We start from the raw sequence: 21,297 nt of genomic DNA on the forward strand, positions 1-21,297 counted from the left end.
TGTTAGATTGAAGGAAATCTTCATTCAGATTTCATCCCTATAAAACTTATTTGTAACTTTGCATTCCCAAAATCTAAAAAGAATATGACTCATTCAATTAAACCGGGTGTTGCTTTAGGAAAAGATGTTCAAGCAATATTCAAATATGCAAAGGAAAATAAATTTGCATTACCTGCTGTAAACGTTGTGAATTCTTGCACTATTAATGCAGCTATGGAAACTGCAGCTAAGGTAAATGGTCCTATCATTATTCAATTCTCCAATGGAGGTGGAGTTTTTAATGCTGGGAAATTTTTAGATAATGCTAATGAGAAGGCTGCTATTGCTGGAACAATTGCTGGGGCTCGTCATGTACATCTATTAGCTGAAATGTATGGAGCAACAGTAATTCTTCATACAGATCACTGTGCTAAAAAATTATTGCCTTGGTTAGACGGTTTATTAGATGCAAGTGAAGAAGAATTTAAACGAACTGGAAAACCTCTTTTTAGTTCACATATGCTTGATTTATCTGAAGAACCTCTTAAAGAGAATATTGAAATAAGCAAACGATATCTTGAAAGAATGAGTAAAATGGGAATGACTCTTGAAATTGAATTAGGTATTACTGGTGGAGAAGAAGATGGAGTTGATAATACGAACGTTGATAATAAATTATTATATACGCAACCAGAAGAAGTTGCTTATGCTTATGAGGAACTATTAAAAGTAAGCGACCAGTTTACGATTGCTGCTGCTTTTGGTAATGTTCACGGGGTATATAAACCTGGGAATGTAGTTCTTTCTCCTAAAATCTTGAAAAATTCACAAGACTATATTCAGAATAAATATAATACTGGTTCCAACCCAGTTGACTTTGTTTTTCATGGAGGATCGGGTTCTACATTAGCTGAAATTCGTGAGGCAATTGATTATGGTGTTATAAAAATGAACTTGGATACAGATCTTCAATATGCATTTAATGAAGGCGTCCGTGACTATATGACTAAATATAAAGACTATTTAGGGTCTCAGATTGGTAACCCAGAGGGAGAAGAAAAGCCTAATAAAAAATATTATGATCCGCGCAAGTGGTTGAGAGATGGAGAGCTCACTTTTGTAAAGAGATTAACTCAGTCTTTTGAAGATTTAAATAATGTGAATACATTGAAATAGAAATATTTCTCTAATATAAAACTGAATAAAATGGCTATCGATTGGTTTAAAAGAAAAAATGAGGGAATTCAAACTTCCACAAAAGATAAGAAAGAAACTCCAGAAGGACTTTGGTATAAATGCCCGAAATGTCAGACAGTGATTCCTTCTGATGATCATGCAGCTCATCTCTATACATGTGAACGTTGTAGTTATCATGAGAAAATTGGTTCTGAGGAATATTTCCAAATTTTATTTGATGATGGGAAATATAAAGAATTAGATAAGAATCTAACTTCAGGTGATCCTTTAAATTTTTCAGATACGAAGAAATATGTTGACCGAATCAAAGATACTCAAGCAAAAACAGGATTGAAAGATGCAATCCGCACTGCACACGGAACTATCGATGGGCAAGAGTTTGTAATTGCTGCCATGGATTTCAAATTTATTGGAGGTTCTTTAGGCTCTGTGGTAGGTGAGAAGATTGCTCGTGCTATTGATAAAGCAATTAAATTAAAGGCACCTTTTATGATTATTTCTAAGTCAGGAGGCGCTAGAATGATGGAAGCTGGACTTTCATTAATGCAAATGGCAAAGGTGAGTGCTAAGCTAAATCAATTATCAGAAGCAAAACTACCATATATTTCATTTTTGACTGATCCAACAACGGGAGGTGTAACTGCTTCTTTTGCTATGCTTGGAGATATTAATATTGCAGAGCCGGATGCGTTAATTGCTTTTGCAGGGCCACGTGTTGTGAAAGAAACCATTGGACATGATTTACCTATGGGATTCCAACGTTCTGAATTCGTACTAGAACATGGCTTCCTTGATTATATCGTAGAAAGACAAAATTTGAGAGAGGAATTATCTAAATCCGTTCGTTTATTTATGAACTAAAAAATTAAAATCTCCACTTAAGTGGAGATTTTTTTTGTCATAAGCTTAATAAAATGCCTCACTATCTTATTTCAAGTAATGTTCCTTTAGGAAAATCTCATGATGCCTTACATGTCCTACTAAAAAGGCAAACAATGCGCGTGAACTTATAGGCTTATTTGAAGCGATTCCCATTTGTTTTAAATCTTCATCCCGTAAAGATTTAAAAAGAGCGATGGCTCCTTTTCTTACCAAAATAAATTCTTCAATAAGGTCATCCATTGTACGATCGTTGAAATTAGTAGCAAGCACATAAGCGTCTTCATCAAAGCCAGGGATAGGAGATTTGTCGTTGCGTGCAATACGGAAAGCACAGTTTAACTTGACACGTTCGGTGTCAGTATTGTGTCCAATAATTTCTTTCACTGTCCACTTTCCAGGTGCGTAGCTGAATAATTCTTTGTCTTTTGGGATGTTTCTAACAAATTGAACATAGTTTTCTAATTGCGATTCTAATTCTTCTTGTAAATCGCTATCTACTAATTCCAAATAGTGTTTGAAATATTCGGGATACTCATTGGATGGAATATTGATTTTCATATGGAATGATTTTGTTCTAAAGTTAACTATTTATTATAAGTCTAGGTATTGTTTATAGAGTAATTGCATGAGCGCATCACATCTTTTGCGTTCCTCACTCAAAGCTTCTTCTGATTCAAAAGTATTGGTTAAATATTTCTGATAATCAAGATGGAAGGTAAATTTACCCCGAGGAGATACCCAACCAAACCCTCTAGTAGTGGCATGCAAAGCATAAGGAGGTGTTTCTGCACTTAAAAGATTTTTGCTCCAAGGATAATCATCTGTTTGAATATTTAGTTGTTGTAGCAGCGTTTGAGCGATATCCGATTGTGAACCTATCTTGTCAATAACTAAGCCTTTAACTTCATCTTTCAAAGCAGGTCCATAAAAAAGGAGAGGGATATGGTAGAATTCAGAACTATTTGGGTTGGTCTCATACGGAGAGGCATGCCCATGATCAGCTACAATAACGAATAACGTATTTTGATACCACGGTTCTTTACTGGCATTCTTTATAAAATCAGATATACATTCATCGGCATATAAAACAGAATTCATAAAGTCTGCCTCTTTCCCTTTCCATTTTGCTTTTCGTGGAGCAGGGCAGTCATAGGGAGAATGAGTACTTCCCGTAAAAGCACATTCTAAAAATGGTTCCTTTTGTTGATTGATTTCGTGTAAGAATAACTTGAATAAATCTTCATCATAATAATTGAGTTTTCCCTTTCTATATCCTGTAGGGAAATCAGATTCGTCGTGAATGCGTTCAAACCCATGGTCATTAAAATAGCTGCCAATATTTCCATATTTTAAATCTCCACTAAAGTAAAATCCCGCCGTATATCCCAATGGTTTTAATGTTTGATTTAGGGCAGTGAGTTTACGATGTTTAGCCGGTTGCATGGTGATAAAGATTTCTGGTAATGCAGGATAACCTGAGAAAATACTAGAATTTCCTACTTCAGATGTAGTCGATGTAGAATAAATATTTGTAAATAAGATTCCCTCTTTTGAAAGACTATCAAATTCGGGAGAAGCTCCGGGTTCTCCTGTAATTCGGTTACTGACCTTAGCTGTCCAACTTTCGAGAATTAGAAAAATAATATTTGGCTTTTTCGTATTTAAAATTTCTATCTCTGAGGTCTTGTCATAGGTATAAAAATCATGAAGTATTTGTTCGATTTCACTTTCCTTATAATTACTTAAAAACTCACCAATATTTGAACGACGATAAAGTATAAAGCTCTTCCCAAAGAAATAAGGAGAATTTACCGAGACATCATTGAGAACATAATTCTTGGAATAATAGGCTGCATCAATATTAATGGGTATCTGTTGCCAACCACCTCGCGCAAATAGAAAATAAAATCCAAGTAATAGAGGTAAAATAGGTATGAGAATGACAGTCTTTAGCTTCCAAGATATCTTTGGCTGCTCGGGGATTTGTTTAAATAGCCAATTAAGTATTTTAATTCCAAAAATAATTTCTAAAATACTATAGACAACAAACCAAATAGTCATACTATAATCAGCTGTTCTAAATACTTCATCAGGATTGATGAGGTGCACAAATACCCGGGCGCTTAGTTTTGAATTCCACTCTGCATACGCATTTATTTCTCCGGAATGAATAAATACAACAAGTAATAATTCAATGATTATGAAGAGCTTAAATAAGTAAATTAATATTCTTTTAGGAAATAGCGAGTAAACCGTAATTAGAATAAGTGGAATAGCACTGAGTAAACTTCCAGTAGTAATATCCAAGCGAATAGATTGGAAAAATACTTGAATCCATTCCCAAAAGCTAGTACCTGAGAGTCTATCTAGATTATGAATAGAAAAAAGAATACGTTGAAAGTCAAAAACTAATATCCAAAAAAGAAGAAGGAAGGCAAAATTGCGTAGTATTCTCAACCAGATATTCATGTCCAAAAAGAGATTTCTCTTATTTTTCTTCTGTTTCAATTTCTAAAGAAGCACATTCTTTAGCTTTTTCTTGCAATTCAATAGCATCCATTTCTTGAAAAGTTTTGCAAACAGAATCCCTTTTCTCAATTAAAAGATGCAAACTATCAGCTCCTTCTTGTGTAGCTTCTCGTGAAAAGAAAGATTCAGATAACTGATTCACAGCCTGTCCCGCTTCGACACAATCACAAATTGTAGATTTTCCATTATTGGAATTACAGGCTAATAAGGTGAAAACGAGGGATAGTAAAATAATGCTTCTCATAGATTAACTATTTTTGTCAAGAACCTTAGGAATTCGGATGTAATCTGAATCCTTTTTAGGAGCATTCAGCAAGATTTCTTCATGAGAAATAGATGTTTTAGGCTCATCGTCTCTCAGAATGTTAATTTCATTAGATAGGTAAATCAAAGGCTCTATATCGTCTGTGTTTACTTTTTCTAATTTTCCCATAAAATCAAGAATTCGTTGCATATTTTCTTTGATTTCTTCTCTTTCCTCTCCTGAAAATGAAAGTTTTGCCAACTGAGATATATGATCGATTAATTCATCATTAAATTCCATGTCCTCTGTATTTGAAACAAAAATAGTGATTCTTTTTGAGTGATTAAGATAAAAATGATTTTAATTATGCAAGTCTTTGGTTGAGTGTCTGACAAAACATTATTTTTGTAACACACATCATAAAAGAAACTATGAGTAGAGTTTTAACAGGAATTCAAAGTACAGGTGTTCCGCATTTAGGAAATTTATTAGGAGCCATCATTCCCGCTATTGATATGGCAAATAAAGGAGAGAATGAATCTTTCCTGTTTATTGCTGATTTACATTCATTGACTGCTATTAAAGACGGTGTATTATTGCGTGAAAACACGTATGCAGTAGCTTCTGCTTGGCTGGCTTTTGGTTTGAACCCTGATAAAACGGTTTTTTATAGACAAAGTGATGTGCCCGAGGTAACAGAGTTAGCCTGGTATTTAATGTGTTATTTTCAATATAATCGATTGATGCTAGCTCATTCTTTTAAGGATAAAGCAGATAGAATGCAAGATGTGAATGCTGGACTTTTTACCTATCCGATGTTAATGGCTGCTGATATTTTAATGTATGATGCTGAAAAAGTTCCTGTAGGGAAGGATCAATTGCAACATCTTGAGATGACACGGGATGTAGCTCAAAAAATTAACTCACATATAGGTAAAGACTTATTTGTTCTTCCAGAAGCCGTTATTCAACAAGAAGTGCAGATTATTCCTGGGACAGATGGTGAAAAGATGAGTAAATCACGGAATAATTTTATAGACATCTTCTTACCTGAAAAAGAATTGAGAAAACAAGTAATGAAGATTGAGACGGATAGCACTCCCATGGAAGATCCAAAAGATCCAGAGAAATGTAATGTGTTTACTATTTATAAATTGATTGCAAATACAACTCAAATTGAAGAATTAGCTCAAAAATATAGAGCCGGAAATTTTGGGTATGGACATGCAAAACAAGCTCTGTTTGAGCTGATAATGGAGAAATATAAAGTCCAAAGAGAACGTTTTAATTACTTCATTACACATAAAGAAGAAGTGGATGATATTTTAGGAAAAGGAGCTGAAAAAGCTAAGCAAATAGCCTATCAAACTTTATTTAGAGTTAGACGAGAACTGGGATATTGAATTTTGAGATTCAGTATAGTTAACCTCTCATCATTTTTACTCCCGAGGATTTCAGTTGCTCGGGGTCTATTTGTAAATTATTTTTCATTTTTTTAAAACTTTACAAATAAATACATGAATAATTATTTAGATTTATTAGCCTTTTATACATGCAAAACGGGTTAAAATTAATTTTATAGCCGTATTCCTATCAAGCATACATCATCTGTTTGTTCATACATGTTTTTCCATTTCTCAAATTTTTTGGAAAGTATCTCTTTTTGAACTTCCATTTCATGATGCTGTATATCAAGTAGATATTCACGTAACTGTTCTGATGATAATTCTTTCCCTTCATCACCACCTTTTTGACCAGTGTATCCATTTGTAAAAGTGTAAATACTATCACCTTCCTTTAATTGAATGGTATGTGTCTCAAATGGCAAGGAGTTGGAATGTTTTCCAATAACTTGTTTTGCGGGTGCATATTCTTCTATTTGGGGAATCCCCTTCTGAATAATCCAAAGAGGAATATTTGCCCCAGACCAAGTTAATTGATTGTTTTGGAGTAAACAAAGTGAAATATTGATTCCTTCATTTATTAAACTTTCATCTTTCTTAAACTCTTGAAGAAGTAGTTCGTTCATTTTGTTTAAGATTTCTCCGGGATCAGTTAAATTATATTCTCGAATACTTCTATTTAATGCATGATTGCATACAACGCTAACCATAGCTCCTGGCACACCGTGTTCTGTACAATCTACGATAGCAAATAAGAGTTTATCCTCTTTCTCTTGAAACCAATAAAAATCGCCTGCTACAATATCTTTTGGTTTAAATAAAACAAATGAATAGGGGAAGATTTTTTTGATAAGATGGAGAGGAGGGAGCATAGCAGATTGTATTCTTTTAGCATAGGTTATACTGTCCGTAATTTCGTGATTTTTCTCTTCGACTAATTGTTTCTGAATCTCTACTTCTTTCTTCTGTTGACTAATTATTTCGTTATCTTTCATCTTATTTCGATAACTTCGTAATACAATTATTGTTAGTAAAAGCAGAAGTACAAATCCAATAATAAAACTATTACGTTGCAACACTTGTTTCTCTGATTTTTCAGCATTTAAAGCATCTTTTTTTTCTTGTTCAGCCTTCTGTAGAGCCTCTTTCTTATCGAACTCATATTGCATCTCCTTTTCTATACTTGCTTTCTGATTTTCATCATTTAAAACACTGTCAGTGTACAATATATATTGTTGAAAAGCATTATATGCTTCTTTATGTTTGTTCAGATGCACATAAGTATCTGATAAATTATCATATACGCTACTAATTAATAATTTATCTCCAAGATCTTTAGCAATTACCAAAGCCTGTAGAGTAACGTCTTCTGCCTTGTTGTAAAGCTTTTGTTTGTTGTATAGTTTACCTAGGTTGGTTAAATTAATGGCTAGTCCTCTATTATTTCCTGTCTGACGATTAATATCTAAAGCTTTACTGTAATATTCTTCTGATTTTTCGAAATCACCTAATAAGTCATAAATAATAGCAATGTTTCCAATGTTAGTTCCAATCCCAGATATATTATTAATCTCCTCGTTGATATTTAAAGAAAGAGAATAATACTCAAGAGCTTTTAGATAATCTTTCTTATCTCTATAATAGATTCCAATATTACTAAGATTTGCGGCTTGTCCAGACTTATTTCCTGTCTCTTCATATATTTCAAGAGCTTTCAAGTGATATTCTAAAGTACCCTTCTTATTTCCAAGTTGTCTTTGTACTAAAGCAATATTTCCCATATTAGCAGCCTGACCTTCTTTATCTCCTATTTCTTCATTAACCTTTAAGGCTTTATAATAAAAGTCAAGTGATTTATTAAAATCACTTTTTAAGAAATATGCTTTTCCTATACCATTTAAATTTTTTGCTTCTTTTGATTTAATGTTATGTTTATTGGAATAAAACAGACTCTTTGTATAATAAACAAGAGCAGTATCCGGATTATTTATTAAACTCTGTTCGGCAAGTTGATGGTATATATTAATTAGGTTTGTATCAGCTTCAATTCCAGATTTGTTTTCCCATTTCTTTAATTCATTTTTCCAAGAGCTAACATCTCCTTGAGCATTTAACCCAAGTGCAATTAGAATAAAGAAGAAAAGTAAATGAAGACGTTTCATAAGCCTAAAATAATGAAATTTAATCAAATCTAATCAAATCTAATTGCCTTAATAGGGTTTCTTTTATTTTTTTTGTATTATTACCTAAAAGAAATCTTTGTGAGAAAAATAGTTATATTAATTGCTCTGATAAACGTGATAGTTTATCCATTATTAGCTCAAACAACTAGTGAGATCTATAACAAACGAAGCGACACAATTGACGTTTTAAATTATGCTATCAAACTGGATTTTTTGCAAATGTCGCAGCAAAAACTGTTTGGAGAATGTAGTATTACCTTCAAAGCCAAAATGAATAATGTGAATAGTATTACATTCGATTTGCAAGGACTAACTGTAGATGCCATAGAAATGGATGGCGATCCTCTAACTTTTTCGCATGTTGCTTCTATTTTGAAAGCTAATTTCGTGAATCCCTTGAATATAGGAGATGAAAAAGTCATTGCGATTCAATATCATGGAATCCCGGAAACGGATCCATCTGGTTTTGGCGGCTTTTATTTCCAAGGTGATTATGCTTATAATGAAGGAGTCGGATTTGCAGATGTGCCGCATAATTATGGACGTGTATGGCATCCATGTTTTGATAATTTTGTAGAAAGAGCTACGTATGATTTTGAAATTATTTCACCTACAGGATATACAGCCTATTGCAATGGGTTTATTGTGAAAGATAGTGTAGGTCCTGCAAATGAAAATATCCGCTTTTGGAAAATGGAAGAAGAAATTCCTTCTTATTTAGCATGCGTGGGAGTTGCACCATATACTCATGTAAATCAAAGTTATATGAGCGTGCTAGACAGCCATATCATTCCTATTATGTTAACAGCCAAACCACAGGATACCACAAAGTTAAAGAATTCATTCATTCATCTTCCCAATGCCTTAGCGACCTATGAAACTCGTTTTGGTCCTTATCTGTGGAATAAAGTAGGCTATACCGCAGTTCCTTTTAATGCTGGTGCGATGGAGCATGCTACAAATATTATGTATCCTTTATTTGCCATTGATGGAAACTTAACTTACGAAACGATGATGGCACATGAATTATCTCATCATTGGTGGGGAGATTTGGTTACGTGTAGAACGGCAGAAGATATGTGGATAAATGAAGGAACTGCCTCTTATAGTGAAGCTCTCTTTTTAGAAGATTTATATGGATATGATAAGTATATTTCCAATATAAAAAGTACTCATTTAGATGTGATTCAAAAGGCGCATTATAACGATGGAGGATTTTATCCTTTATCAGGTGTTCCTGAAAATGTAACCTACGGTTCTCACTCCTACAGCAAAGGAGCTACCATGTTTCATAATATGCGTACATATCTAGGGGACGCTGCCTTCTTTAACGGTTTAAAATCGGTGTTAAATGCATATCAATACAAAGATATTGATGCGCTAGAATTTAGAGATGCATTAACAGCTGCTACTGGAGTAGATATGCATGCCTTTTTTGACGATTATATTTTGAATCCCGGTTTTAATGGATTTGAAGTTGATTCATTTATAGTTACTCCTCAAGGAGGCCAATTTAAGGTAGATGTTTCTATTCAGCAAAAACTATTTCAAGCTCCACACATGTTTACCGATGTTCCGGTTGAAATCACGTTTATGGATGCTAATTGGAATCAGCAAACATTTACAAAAGTATGTTCTGGAGAATATACAAATTTTACCCAACTACTGCCTTTTCATCCTGTAATGGTTTACCTGAATGGAGATGATAAATTAGTAAATGCTGTAACTGGCGAAGAATTAATTGTAAAATCAAATGTGACCAAAAATTTGAATTATGCTTATTTTACGTTGAAAGTTGAAAATGAATCAGATTCATCATTTGTGCGCATAGAGCATTATAGATTAGCTCCCGATACAATCCGAAAAGGATATATCCGTGATGCTCTACTTATTTCGCCAAATCGCTATTGGAAAATAGACGGTATTTTTTCTAATAGTTTTAAAGCATCTGGACAGTTTATCTTTTCCGGAAAAGATGCTGCTGGAGGAAACTTGGATAATGAATTGTTACAACTACCTAATGGACAAATGCATAATGAAGATAGTTTGGTTGTACTCTGGAGAGCTAATCAATCAGAAGAGTGGAGTGTCTATGATTATTTTACAGTCGTTTCACAAGGAAGTAAAACAGATGGAAGTGGACGTATCAATCTAACAGAAATTCATAAAGGTGAATATACCTTAGCTATCGCTCGTAAACCCTTATGGTTAGAAAAGGAAAAGCCGCAAGGGAAAGTGAAAATTTATCCAAATCCAGCCAAAAAGAAAATCCGAATTGAATTATCAGAACAAACTAAACAGAATCGTATAAAAATATATGATGCCAAAGGAGCATTAGTATTAGAAGAGACAATGAATGAGGCGCAAAATGTTATTTCTATTGAAAAATTGAGAGCTGGAGTGTATTCAGTATCTGTTTTTGTTAATGAAGAACACATAGGGAGCCAAAAGTTAATTATAGAGTAACTATTTTTCTGATTCTCAATAAAATCTGAAGTTCTATGGCATAATCTTTGTTATTTTTAACATATTAAAATATCGATATGAAACTCAAACTCTTCTTCCTTTTTATGGGAATTGCTTTTTTGGGATGGACCCAGAAAAAAGTAGATGTATTTGCTAAAGTAGATAGTCTTATTAAAATTCAACAACCAAATGCAGCCCAAGAAGAATTATGGCAGATTTTAACAATATCTCAGAAGAATAAGGATGCTGTTACTGTTTCAAAAGCATATACTTACTTTGGGAAAATAGTTTATCCCCTAGATGCTGAAGAAAAAGCAGAGCTTTTTATGCAGTTACTCAAAACGAGTGATCAACTGTTTGAACCGGCTAAATCTATTACTCAGGTAGTAATGCTTCGAGAATTAATTGGTTTTTATAGTTGGTTTGGATATAATGGAGAACAAGTAAGAATGTATGATTCACTCAATTTAGGGGATTTACAAGTGCGCCATGATTTTGTACTGGAACGTCTTAAGAATCTTGAAAAACGTACAATTAATTTTACTACGGTTGATATACATCCATACATAGACATTTTTGGTATTGATAAAGACAATAACTATACTTATAGAACCCTGTCGGATTATCTTAATTACCAATTAGTTGAAATTTATCAAACTTCTTTACTAAAAGATCAAGGTGTATTAAAAAATGCTTCGAAAGATGAAGATGCTTGGTATGCTAATTCAGATGTTTTCTTAACACAAAGTTTTGAAAGAAATTTAACGGGTAACATTCTCAAGCTTTATCAACAAATTGAGAAAAATAATAGATATCATCCTGAATTTTTGAGTACTGCTGTTTACCATCGCCTACATTATGTCATGAATACTTTTATGAATTCCATGAATGATGAACGGGCGGAAAAGATCTGGCAGGAGGAATTTACTTATTTTGAGAAGAGTGAAGCACGTTCTAAATTTTTGTTTGAAGTTGCTAAAATCAAATATAATCTTGGTAAACAGTATCATTTTAAAACAAATCCGAAAAATGAGGTCTTGATAAAAGAAGCGTTTGACTTGTTAACCCAAGAAATAAACCTGTATCCGAATAATGATTTTAAATATGAAATTGAAACATCCCTTGAAGTAATTAAAAACAAAGAAATTTCCATTCAGATTCCAGATATAACAACTCCTGAAAAAGCTATTCCTCTTTTTATCTCGCACCGTAATTATTCGACACAATATATCCGTATCTATCGGATGGATAACTTTAATCCTTTGGACGAAAAATCATTGAAAGATTATTTTAAAGGGAACCACATGACGTTGGTTTCAAGTCAGAAAATAGATTTGTTAAATAAAGGCTTATTCCAAACCAGATCTACAGAGTTATTATTAAATAAAATCTCAACTGTTGGGATGTATTACGTTATTCTATCCGAAGATGAAACGGATTTAAAACAATTATCTAAAGATGATCGGGCTTGGAGAGACTATCAAATGATGTCCTCCAAGTTAAACGTAACCAATATTAGTGCAACAGTTTCCAAGAATGATGGTGTAATCTCAACTTTGGTTGTTGATCAAAAGACAGGAAAACCTGTAAAAGGTGCAACTGTAGAGATTTATGAATATGTGTATCGATGGAATGAACGGTATAAATTGGTAACGAAAGGAACTACAGATGCAAAAGGATTATACTGTCATCAAGGTGGAAATAATAGTTCTTTTTTTGTTATTGTAAAATCGGTTAATTCGCAACTTGGTACTTCTATGTATGCGTATAACTACAATACAGTTAAAACAGCAAATACAAAACTTTTAACGGATAGAACCATCTACAGACCTGGACAAACGATTTATTTTAAAGGAATAACTTACAGTGGAAAAGACAATGATTTTCAGGTTGAGAAAGGACTCTCCATTAAGTTGACAGTCAAAGACGCATCCTACCAGGAAATTTATACAAATACCTATCTAACAAATGAATTTGGAAGTTTTGATGGCAGTTTTCAATTACCTAAAACAACCTCATTAGGGAATTTCCAGATTACAGCCACATATTCTTATGATAATCGTTCTAATTCTGCATATACAAGTGTTCGAGTAGAAGAATATAAAAGACCAACTTTTGAATTGAAATTAAATCAACCGGAACAAACCGCACGATTGAATGATACTATTAGTTTCAAAGGAAATACCAAAGCTTTTGCAGGTTATCCAATTTCAGGAGCAAAAGTTACGTATTCAATTTATCGAAATTGGAGTAATTACTGGAGGTATTTCTATCCATCTTATAGAGGAGGAGATTTGTTACAAGAGGATACACTTTATACAGATGGGAATGGAGAATTTGAGATTTCGTTCTTTTCGGCTACAGATCCCAATGCGCTTAGATATGCCTATTACTATTATGAAATTCGTGTAAAGGTTACTGATATAACTGGAGAAACACATGAAGAAACGCTTACCATGACTTTAAATGAAATAGGGTTGGCATTAGATATGAATGTGCCTTCCAGATGGCTAAATACAGAAGAAGGAAAGGTAAGTCTTAACGTGGTGAATCTGGCAGGTAAAACCCAAAGTGAATACAAGGGAACACTAGAAGTCTATAAAAAGATTGAACCTGCAAAATTTATGAATCGTATCTGGAGCAATGCAGAAGATTGTCGCATCTCAGAAAAAGAATTTGGAGAACTATACCCCTATAACAGATGGGATGATTATGCCGATAATTCTGGAGAATTACAACTTGTGAAAACCCTAAATTTTAAATCAGGAGATACTTTAGAGTTGAAAACGCTTTTAGCAGAAATGGAGGGTGAATTCGTCTTTAAAGCAAAGGTTAAGACGAAAGAAGAGTATGAATTAACTGCAGAAGCAACGACTTATGCTATTTATGTAGATAGTAAAAAGATGCCATATAAAAATTCTTTGTCACTTTTTACTACTGCTTCAACAGTGAAGGTCGGGAACTCAGTAACATTTATGGTGGGATCTTCTTTTAAGGGAGCAGAGGCATTAGTGACTCTTCACCGAAAAGGGAAGATACTTAGTCAGGAGTGGGTTAAATTAGATGAGCGTTATAAAACTACTTATAAAGTAACAGAAGAAGATAGAGGAGGAATTAATTTGGATGTCATCTTGTTTTATAACGGTGTGTTTTATTTTGTAGATGAAGGTGTTTATGTGCCGTATGATAATAAAGAATTAACGATTCAAACAAAAGTTTTTAGAGATAAACTGCAACCCGGTTCAAAAGAACAATGGACTTTTACAGTAAAAGATAAAGATGGAAATGCTGTGGATGCCGAATTAGCCGCGGCTATGTATGATGCGTCTTTGGACCAACTCTATTCATCTAATAATTGGGGATTATGGCCTTATTACTCGTATAGTATAGCAAAGAATTGGAGTAGTCAGTTGAGCGTTTCATATCCTTATAAAAATTTGTATGGAATGAACTGGGGAGGCTATTCTGGAATTTTATCTCCAGACTATTGGAAAAGGAATTATGATATACAAGCATACCGTGTGTTAAACGGATACAACTATTATGGTGATTATACTAAAAGAAACGGAGGGATTACAACTGTAGTACGTGAGGATATGGCTGCTATACCCCTAATGGCAAAATTAGAGTCTATTACTGAGGAAAATGAGTACAAAAATCTAGAAGACCAAGATAAATCACAAGACACTCTTGAAATTCCACAAGAACAATCAACTGGGTCGGAGCAAAAAACTCAACTGAGAACCAATTTTAATGAAACAGCTTTCTTTTATCCGACTATTTATAAGGATGCTTCTAATGATTATGTGTTGAACTTTACACTTCCAGAATCTTTAACAAAATGGAAATTGCTTTTGCTATCTCACACAAAAACAATGCAGACAGGTAGTTTTCAAAAAGAGATTGTCGCACAAAAGGACCTGATGATTACTGCCAATGCTACACGCTTTTTACGAAGAGGTGATAAAATTGACTTTGCATCCAAAGTGGTAAATTTAACCGATCAAGAACAAGTGGTAACAGTAACTTTATCCTTACGAAATCCAATTACAGAAAAAGAATTAAATTGGTTTACAGATGATGATTTTAAAAGAATTCTAACTGTTCCTGCTAACTCTTCTAAAGATGTAAAATGGTCTTTATCGATAGGAGAAGACGATTTAATGGAATATACGTTGACTGCTTCCAATGAAAACTTCAGTGACGGAGAACGCAATCTCATTCCTATATTGAGTAATCGAGTTTTGGTGACAGAAACAGAACACGCCATTATTCGAGACAAGGGAAAAACCCAAGTTCAATTCGATGCTTTTGTTAACCAAAACTCTAGCACATTAGATAACAAATCATTTACCATCAATTATACGGATAATCTTGCTTGGAATGCTATTTTGGCTTTACCTTCCTTAAATAAGCGCGAAGATCAAAGTGTTATTTCTTTAATGAATAGCTATTATGCAAATGCTATTTCACGATATATCATAGAACAAAATCCAAAGATTCAAACCATCTTTAATCAATGGAAAAATAAAACCCCTGATGTATTCTGGAGTGAATTAGAAAAGAATGAAGAAGTAAAGAACATCTTATTGAAGGAAACTCCTTGGGTACTTGATGCTCAAGACGAAACTGAACAACGTAGAAGAATCGGTGTGTTATTTGAGTTAAACCAAGTGATAGACAATCAACGAAACTTACTTGCAGAATTGCGAAAAATGCAAAATCCTGACGGCGGTTTCTCTTGGTTTAAAGAGGGGAGATCGAGTGAATATATTACTCAAATTATTGTGTTGAGAATTGCAGAACTCAAATTAATTGGCGTTTCAACTACGGAAGTAGATGCTATTGCAACAAGAGCTCAGAGATATGTGGAGAATAAACAAATCGAAGCCTACAATAAATGGAAATCATTAAAGAAGGATAAAGACGCTGAGTATGGTTTAAATATTTATGATGTGAATTGGTTGTATATCCGTAGCTTAATGGGACTGAAGATGACCTCTCGTGTTGAAGAGTTAATTACTTACTACCAAAGTAAGTTAAAGAAAGATTGGACTAAATTTAGTATCTATACACAAGCTACAGCTGGAATCTACTTTAAACGAGAGGGATTTGATAAAGAAGCAAACTTGATTTTATCATCTTTAACAGATAGAGCGAAAAAGAAATCTAATATAGGAATGTATTGGGTAGAAAATTCTGGATATTACTGGTTTGATAATAAGATTTCCATCCAAGCTGCAATTATTCAGTTCATGAAAGAAGTAAATGCTTCCGAAGAAATTATAGATGATGCCCGATTTTGGTTGATATTGAACAAAGAAACTAATGCGTGGCAGACAGGTGCAGAAACTGCGGATGCTATAGCTGCCATTTTACTAACCAATAAAGATTATTTAAAGACAGCACCCGCACCAAAGATCACTGTGGGTCATCAGGAATTAGTATATCAAGATAAGACAGGTGATAATCAAATTCAAGTTGAATATACAGAAGGATTAGGGCAGGTGAAGCATGCTTGGACGGGTGGAGATGTAACCAAAGATTTAGGGAATGTGACTATTGAGAAACAAAGTGAAGGTCCGGCAGCATTGAGTTTATTCTGGCAATACACCGAAGATTTAAGCAAGGTGAAATCAAGTCAAAATAGCGCTATGTATATTACTAAAACTTACAAACGAATAGTGCCAGGAGACAAAAAAGAGGAAGGTGTTGAAGCTACTCAATTTAGCATTGGAGACAAAATACAAATTGAGTTAGTGGTCACTGTAGATAGAGATTTGGAATATGTTTACATCAAAGATTTACGTCCTGCAGGATTTGAACCAGCAGAAACTACGAGTGGATATCATTGGGATTATCGCGTGGTATATTACCAGAGTCCGAAAGATGCCTCTATGGATTTCTTTGTGGAGCGTATGGAAAAAGGCACCTATAAATTCACCTATACAGTGTATGCAACCCACAGTGGGGAATTTAATAGTGGTTTAGCTTCTGTACAATGCTTGTATGCGCCTGCTTTTGCTGGAAATAGTGGAACGAAAGAGATAGTAATTAAATAATTACTATTCCTCTTCCAATCTATATTTTCTCATAAATAACCAGATTCGCTTGCTATCGTCAGATAACCAAGTGTGAACTGATTCATTCTTTTTGAAAAACTCAACATTTGTTTTTCCATTAGAATAAACATAATGATCCACAGAAACAAGTGTGTCTAGTTTTCGATCAAAATCATTATAAACTTCATGTTTTATAGGCTTCTCTTTGCATTTATTTTGTTTTACCCAAAAAGCCACAGTTTCTTCTGCTCCTTTTCCTATTCTTGGATTTGTATAAGAAATAGTTGGGTCATTGGTGCCGTGAAAATGAGCAATGGGAATATCACGAATTATTGTACGATCACCAATTAATCCTCCGATTGTTCCACTGACAGAAGCAAAAGCAGCAAAACGAGAATTCCTTTCTATAGCCATTCTTTGAGTCATGAATCCACCCATGGAAAATCCACATAAATAGATTCGTTTCTTATCGACAGAATAGGTTCCTTCAACTTTATCTAACATAGCTTCAATAAAGCCCTTATCATCAATATCTCCATTCATTGAAAATCCTTGACCTAAAAATCCAATACCTGCCCCGGAATTCCACGCCCGCATTCCAGTTTTTTCAAATGCTTCTGCTACGGGAACTAACAAAATAAAATTAGCAGTATCTGCAATAGGTATAAATTGATTGGGCTCGTATAGATCAGCAACACCTTCTACTCCCATATAACCTACACCATGTAGATATACAACCACGGGAACCGCTTTCTCAGGGGAATATATTTTTGGAACATAAATATAATAGAATCTATTTTTACCATCGAAGAAGATAGCCTCTGCTCGAAGTTGTGCTTGAAGGGTTGTAAAACTTCCTAAAACGGATAGAAGTACTAGCAAAAATGTTTTCATAATTATTCTAATTGTGTTTTAAAGGTACAGTGTATTCATGAACGCAAAAATCGAGCCTATAGTATATTGTTTATACTCACAATCAAAAATAGTTTATCTTTGCTTTATGGAAGATTTACGACAACTCTCACCTTTCAATTCTTCTCCATTATTGATGGAAAAGATGAAAGAATTTGGAATTACAAAGAATTTTAAATCAGGAGATATCTTACTGGATGAAAATTCTTATATCCGCTCTATTCCTATTGTAACCAAAGGAGTGGTGAAAGTTGTTCGAACAGAAGAAGATGGTCGGGAAATATTGTTGTATTACATTCGACCAGGCGAAAGTTGTATTATGTCTTTTTTGGGAGGTTTACACAATGAATCGAGTAAAGTGCGAGCAGAGGTTGAGGAAGAAGCAGAGGTATTATTAGTTCCTATAGAAAAACTTCCATATTTCATGAAGGAATATCCCCAATGGTTGGATTACATTTTCCGCTTATATCATAAACGATTTGAAGAATTATTGGAGGTTGTTAATGCGATAGCATTTAAGAAAATGGATGAGCGTTTATTAGAATCATTAGAGAAAAAAGCTGAAGTATTACGTTCCAAAACGATTCAAATTACCCATGAACAGTTGGCTAATGAACTAGGTACAGCCCGCGTCGTAGTTTCTCGCTTACTTAAGAGGTTAGAAGAGGAAGGGCAAGTTGAATTAGGGAGAAATAAGATTGTTCTTTTGAGTAAATAGATTCTCCTTTGTAACAAAAGTCGCTGAGCAGAAATTATCCTATTATTAATTTTGGAGCCTAGATTAAATACATGATTATAATAGGCTTATTTGCTGCAGTAATAATTGGAATTTCTTTGGGACTAATAGGAGGGGGAGGAAGCATACTCACTGTTCCCGTTTTAGTATATATCTTTCACGTTGAGACCGTTTTAGCAACTGGATATTCCTTATTTATTGTAGGTGTGACTAGTTTGGTTGGCTCCATGTCCTATTTTAGGAGTAAATTAATCAATTTGAAGACGGCTATAATATTTGGGGTTCCCTCCTTTATTTCAGTGTATCTAACTAGAGCTTTTGTAATACCAAGTGTCCCAGATGAGATTATGCAATGGGGAGATTTTCTTCTTACTAAAGATAGATTCTTATTGATTCTGTTTTCTGTATTAATGATTGGAGCCTCTTATAGTATGATAAAAAAACCGAAACTAATTTCAAAAGAAGAAGATTCTCATCAAGTATTTAACTATCCACTTATATTGTTAGAGGGTGTTGTCGTTGGATTTTTAACAGGTTTGGTCGGTGCAGGAGGAGGCTTCCTGATTATCCCAGCTTTGGTAGTTTTTAGTAAATTACCAATGAAAGAAGCAGTAGGAACCTCTCTCTTGATTATTGCTACTAAATCCTTGGTTGGTTTTACTGGAGAAATTGGTAGATATGCTATCGATTGGTATTTCTTGATAGGGATTTCGGTGGTAGCGGTTATAGGAATCTTTCTAGGTACGCTACTTTCTAAAAAGATGAATGGTGAACAATTAAAACCAGCTTTTGGATGGTTTACCTTAGTGATGGGTATTTATATTATTGTAAAGGAGCTGTTTTTATAATTTATTTTAGCTCTGTAACAAAAGTAGCTGTGTAGCTTAAATATCCTCTTGATATTTGCATCATAAATTTAAAAAAATTGATATATGTTTTTTCAGCACGTTTACAATAAGAGTTTAGCTCAAGGCAGTTATGTAGTAGGATGCCAAGCAACTGGTGAGGCAATTGTTATTGACGCACAGAGAGATGTCGATGTTTATTTGGAGATTGCTAAACAAAATAATTTGCGCATTACACATATTGCTGAGACACATATTCATGCAGATTATTTGTGTGGTTCTAGGGAATTGGCAGCATTAACCGGTGCTAAGATGTATTTATCAGATGAAGGAGGTTCCGATTGGCAATATGAATTTGATCATATTGGCGTAAAAGATGGAGATATTATAAAGGTGGGAAACTTGAGTTTGAAAGTAATGCATACCCCAGGACATACTCCAGAGAGTATTAGTTTTCTATTAACAGATCATCCAGCTACCGATGAACCAGTGATGGTATTTACAGGTGACTTTGTTTTTGTAGGAGATATAGGACGACCCGATTTATTGGAAGAAGCTGCTGGGTTAATTGGTACGAAAGAAGTAGGCGCAAAACAAATGTATAAGTCTATTCAACGATTTGCTGAATTACCGGGTCATATTCAGATTTGGCCAGCTCATGGTGCCGGATCAGCATGCGGAAAAGCATTAGGTGCTGTAGCAAATTCTACAGTAGGATATGAGAAAATAAGAAACTGGGCTTTTAAATTTGAAAATGCAGAAGGAGAATTTATTGATTATCTGCTCGCAGATCAACCTGAACCGCCAACGTATTTTGCTATGATGAAGCGTCTAAACAAGGTGGATAGACCTCTTTTAGTAAGTGTTCCTAAACATAAGAAATTGAATAATGAAGAGTTCCTGAAAGCGTATAATGATGGAATAAAAGTGATTGATACCCGTAATAAGATGGATTTTGCAAAAGAATTTATTCCAGGAAGTATTAATATTCAAGGAAACAATGCTTTGTCTACATGGGCAGGATGGATTCTTAACTATGAAGAGAAATTCATATTAGTAGCAGATGAAAATCAAATGGAAGATTTAACTAGAAAGTTAATGCGAATTGGGTTGGATAATATAATGGGATACATCACTGACATACACTTCCCTGGTTTACAGTTAGAAACAGCAGAATTGTTAAGTAGGGAAGAATTGAAAGTTAAAATCGGTCAGGATAATGTTCAGCTAGTTGATGTTCGTGGTTTAACTGAATATAAATCTGGATATATCGAAGGAGCAGAACATAATTTTGTAGGGAAAATACTGAATAATATAGGGAAAATAAATAAAGATAAAGAAGTTATCGTGTATTGCCATTCAGGTGATAGAACCTCTGTAGCATTTTCATTATTGAAAAAGGCTGGAATTTCAAATGTAAAGAGTTACATGGGAGGGATGAAAGAATGGGTTGATAACAAGGAAGAAGTAGTTGTGCCAAAAAAGGAGATGGCAATGACAATATAAAATATGAATAATCAAAATTTAAATGTGATGAATACAAAACCAACCAAAGAAAATATCAGTCCCTTAGCAAGATTAATTTTAGAAGGTGCTTATCTAGTGGACGTAAGAACTCCTGAAGAGTTTATGTTTGGAAGTGTACCCGGTGCAGTTAATATTCCTTTGTTTACAGTGCCATTACGAGTGGAGGACTTTAGAGATAAGGATAATATCATTGTGTTTTGCCAAAGCGGTGCGAGAAGTAGCCAAGCAAAAATGTTTTTAGAACAGAGTGGTATTTCATGTGTTACCAATGGAGGTGGTTGGTATGAAGTGGATGAGGCTTTCCATGAAGTGAATGAATAATTTATAAATTA

Annotated in this window: 15 protein-coding genes; 9 read left to right on the forward strand and 6 right to left on the reverse strand. The window is 34.0% G+C overall.

Features of this window, described 5'->3' with window-relative positions; genetic code table 11:
- The first annotated feature begins 84 nt into the window (after positions 1-84).
- A complete protein-coding gene (fbaA, locus tag M9897_13765; GenBank protein MCO5269949.1) occupies positions 85-1,155 on the forward strand; it encodes a class II fructose-bisphosphate aldolase in 1,071 nt (356 codons plus the stop codon).
- 36 nt (positions 1,156-1,191) lie between these two features.
- Positions 1,192-2,037: an acetyl-CoA carboxylase, carboxyltransferase subunit beta gene (gene accD, locus M9897_13770; GenBank protein MCO5269950.1), complete on the forward strand. Its 846-nt coding sequence runs from the start codon at positions 1,192-1,194 to the stop codon at positions 2,035-2,037.
- A 66-nt stretch (positions 2,038-2,103) separates the two neighbouring features.
- Here accD and M9897_13775 read toward each other — a convergent pair whose 3' ends face one another.
- The 4 genes from M9897_13775 to gatC are packed head-to-tail and all read right to left on the reverse strand — an operon-like array spanning position 2,104 to position 5,131.
- Positions 2,104-2,616 (reverse strand): DinB family protein, encoded by a 513-nt coding sequence (locus tag M9897_13775; protein MCO5269951.1) that lies wholly within the window; start codon positions 2,614-2,616, stop codon positions 2,104-2,106.
- Between the two features lie 33 nt (positions 2,617-2,649).
- On the reverse strand, positions 2,650-4,527 hold the full coding sequence (locus tag M9897_13780; GenBank protein ID MCO5269952.1) for a sulfatase-like hydrolase/transferase: 1,878 nt from the start codon (positions 4,525-4,527) through the stop codon (positions 2,650-2,652).
- A gap of 19 nt (positions 4,528-4,546) precedes the next feature.
- Entirely contained in the window at positions 4,547-4,831 is a 285-nt protein-coding gene (locus tag M9897_13785) for a hypothetical protein (GenBank protein MCO5269953.1), read from the reverse strand.
- A gap of 3 nt (positions 4,832-4,834) precedes the next feature.
- Complete coding sequence (gene gatC, locus M9897_13790) at positions 4,835-5,131, reverse strand: Asp-tRNA(Asn)/Glu-tRNA(Gln) amidotransferase subunit GatC (protein ID MCO5269954.1); 297 nt, start codon at positions 5,129-5,131, stop codon at positions 4,835-4,837.
- A 131-nt stretch (positions 5,132-5,262) separates the two neighbouring features.
- On the opposite strand from gatC, the gene trpS reads away from it, so the two are divergent.
- Positions 5,263-6,234, forward strand: coding sequence for a tryptophan--tRNA ligase (gene trpS, locus M9897_13795; protein ID MCO5269955.1), 972 nt, complete (start codon positions 5,263-5,265; stop codon positions 6,232-6,234).
- Between the two features lie 173 nt (positions 6,235-6,407).
- On the opposite strand, the gene M9897_13800 is transcribed toward trpS, so the two are convergent.
- Positions 6,408-8,396 carry a tetratricopeptide repeat protein gene (locus tag M9897_13800; protein MCO5269956.1) on the reverse strand — a complete coding sequence of 663 codons (1,989 nt, stop codon included), beginning with the start codon at positions 8,394-8,396 and terminating at the stop codon, positions 6,408-6,410.
- A 99-nt stretch (positions 8,397-8,495) separates the two neighbouring features.
- Here M9897_13800 and M9897_13805 point away from each other — a divergent pair, with 99 nt between their 5' ends.
- Both M9897_13805 and M9897_13810 read left to right on the forward strand, forming a co-directional pair.
- The gene (locus tag M9897_13805) at positions 8,496-10,883 is read left to right on the forward strand and encodes a T9SS type A sorting domain-containing protein (GenBank protein MCO5269957.1); all 2,388 of its coding nucleotides are present in this window, start codon (positions 8,496-8,498) and stop codon (positions 10,881-10,883) included.
- A gap of 77 nt (positions 10,884-10,960) precedes the next feature.
- The gene (locus M9897_13810; GenBank protein ID MCO5269958.1) at positions 10,961-16,945 is read left to right on the forward strand and encodes an MG2 domain-containing protein; all 5,985 of its coding nucleotides are present in this window, start codon (positions 10,961-10,963) and stop codon (positions 16,943-16,945) included.
- Between the two features lie 3 nt (positions 16,946-16,948).
- Here M9897_13810 and M9897_13815 read toward each other — a convergent pair whose 3' ends face one another.
- Positions 16,949-17,839 carry an alpha/beta hydrolase-fold protein gene (locus M9897_13815; protein ID MCO5269959.1) on the reverse strand — a complete coding sequence of 297 codons (891 nt, stop codon included), beginning with the start codon at positions 17,837-17,839 and terminating at the stop codon, positions 16,949-16,951.
- Positions 17,840-17,945: 106 nt separating this feature from the next.
- Here M9897_13815 and M9897_13820 point away from each other — a divergent pair, with 106 nt between their 5' ends.
- From M9897_13820 to M9897_13835, 4 genes are all read left to right on the forward strand, one after another.
- Entirely contained in the window at positions 17,946-18,575 is a 630-nt protein-coding gene (locus tag M9897_13820; GenBank protein ID MCO5269960.1) for a Crp/Fnr family transcriptional regulator, read from the forward strand.
- Positions 18,576-18,646: 71 nt separating this feature from the next.
- On the forward strand, positions 18,647-19,441 hold the full coding sequence (locus M9897_13825; GenBank protein MCO5269961.1) for a sulfite exporter TauE/SafE family protein: 795 nt from the start codon (positions 18,647-18,649) through the stop codon (positions 19,439-19,441).
- An 84-nt stretch (positions 19,442-19,525) separates the two neighbouring features.
- A complete protein-coding gene (locus M9897_13830) occupies positions 19,526-20,944 on the forward strand; it encodes an MBL fold metallo-hydrolase (GenBank protein MCO5269962.1) in 1,419 nt (472 codons plus the stop codon).
- Between the two features lie 3 nt (positions 20,945-20,947).
- Complete coding sequence (locus tag M9897_13835; protein MCO5269963.1) at positions 20,948-21,286, forward strand: rhodanese-like domain-containing protein; 339 nt, start codon at positions 20,948-20,950, stop codon at positions 21,284-21,286.
- The last annotated feature ends 11 nt before the right edge of the window (positions 21,287-21,297 follow it).

Origin of the sequence: Brumimicrobium sp., assembly GCA_023957385.1 — a bacterium.
Taxonomy (GTDB): Bacteria; Bacteroidota; Bacteroidia; order Flavobacteriales_D; family Crocinitomicaceae; genus Brumimicrobium.

What these genes read in the sequence shown, in the direction of transcription:
- trpS (MCO5269955.1), top strand. Translation starts at nt 5,263, where the DNA reads ATGAGTAGAGTTTTAACAGGAATTCAAAGTACAGGTGTTCCGCATTTA.
- M9897_13810 (MCO5269958.1), top strand. Translation starts at nt 10,961, where the DNA reads ATGAAACTCAAACTCTTCTTCCTTTTTATGGGAATTGCTTTTTTGGGA.
- M9897_13825 (MCO5269961.1), top strand. Translation starts at nt 18,647, where the DNA reads ATGATTATAATAGGCTTATTTGCTGCAGTAATAATTGGAATTTCTTTG.
- M9897_13835 (MCO5269963.1), top strand. Translation starts at nt 20,948, where the DNA reads ATGAATAATCAAAATTTAAATGTGATGAATACAAAACCAACCAAAGAA.
- M9897_13775 (MCO5269951.1), bottom strand. Translation starts at nt 2,616, where the DNA reads ATGAAAATCAATATTCCATCCAATGAGTATCCCGAATATTTCAAACAC.
- M9897_13785 (MCO5269953.1), bottom strand. Translation starts at nt 4,831, where the DNA reads ATGAGAAGCATTATTTTACTATCCCTCGTTTTCACCTTATTAGCCTGT.
- fbaA (MCO5269949.1), top strand. Translation starts at nt 85, where the DNA reads ATGACTCATTCAATTAAACCGGGTGTTGCTTTAGGAAAAGATGTTCAA.
- M9897_13820 (MCO5269960.1), top strand. Translation starts at nt 17,946, where the DNA reads ATGGAAGATTTACGACAACTCTCACCTTTCAATTCTTCTCCATTATTG.
- M9897_13780 (MCO5269952.1), bottom strand. Translation starts at nt 4,527, where the DNA reads ATGAATATCTGGTTGAGAATACTACGCAATTTTGCCTTCCTTCTTCTT.
- gatC (MCO5269954.1), bottom strand. Translation starts at nt 5,131, where the DNA reads ATGGAATTTAATGATGAATTAATCGATCATATATCTCAGTTGGCAAAA.
- M9897_13800 (MCO5269956.1), bottom strand. Translation starts at nt 8,396, where the DNA reads ATGAAACGTCTTCATTTACTTTTCTTCTTTATTCTAATTGCACTTGGG.
- M9897_13830 (MCO5269962.1), top strand. Translation starts at nt 19,526, where the DNA reads ATGTTTTTTCAGCACGTTTACAATAAGAGTTTAGCTCAAGGCAGTTAT.
- M9897_13815 (MCO5269959.1), bottom strand. Translation starts at nt 17,839, where the DNA reads ATGAAAACATTTTTGCTAGTACTTCTATCCGTTTTAGGAAGTTTTACA.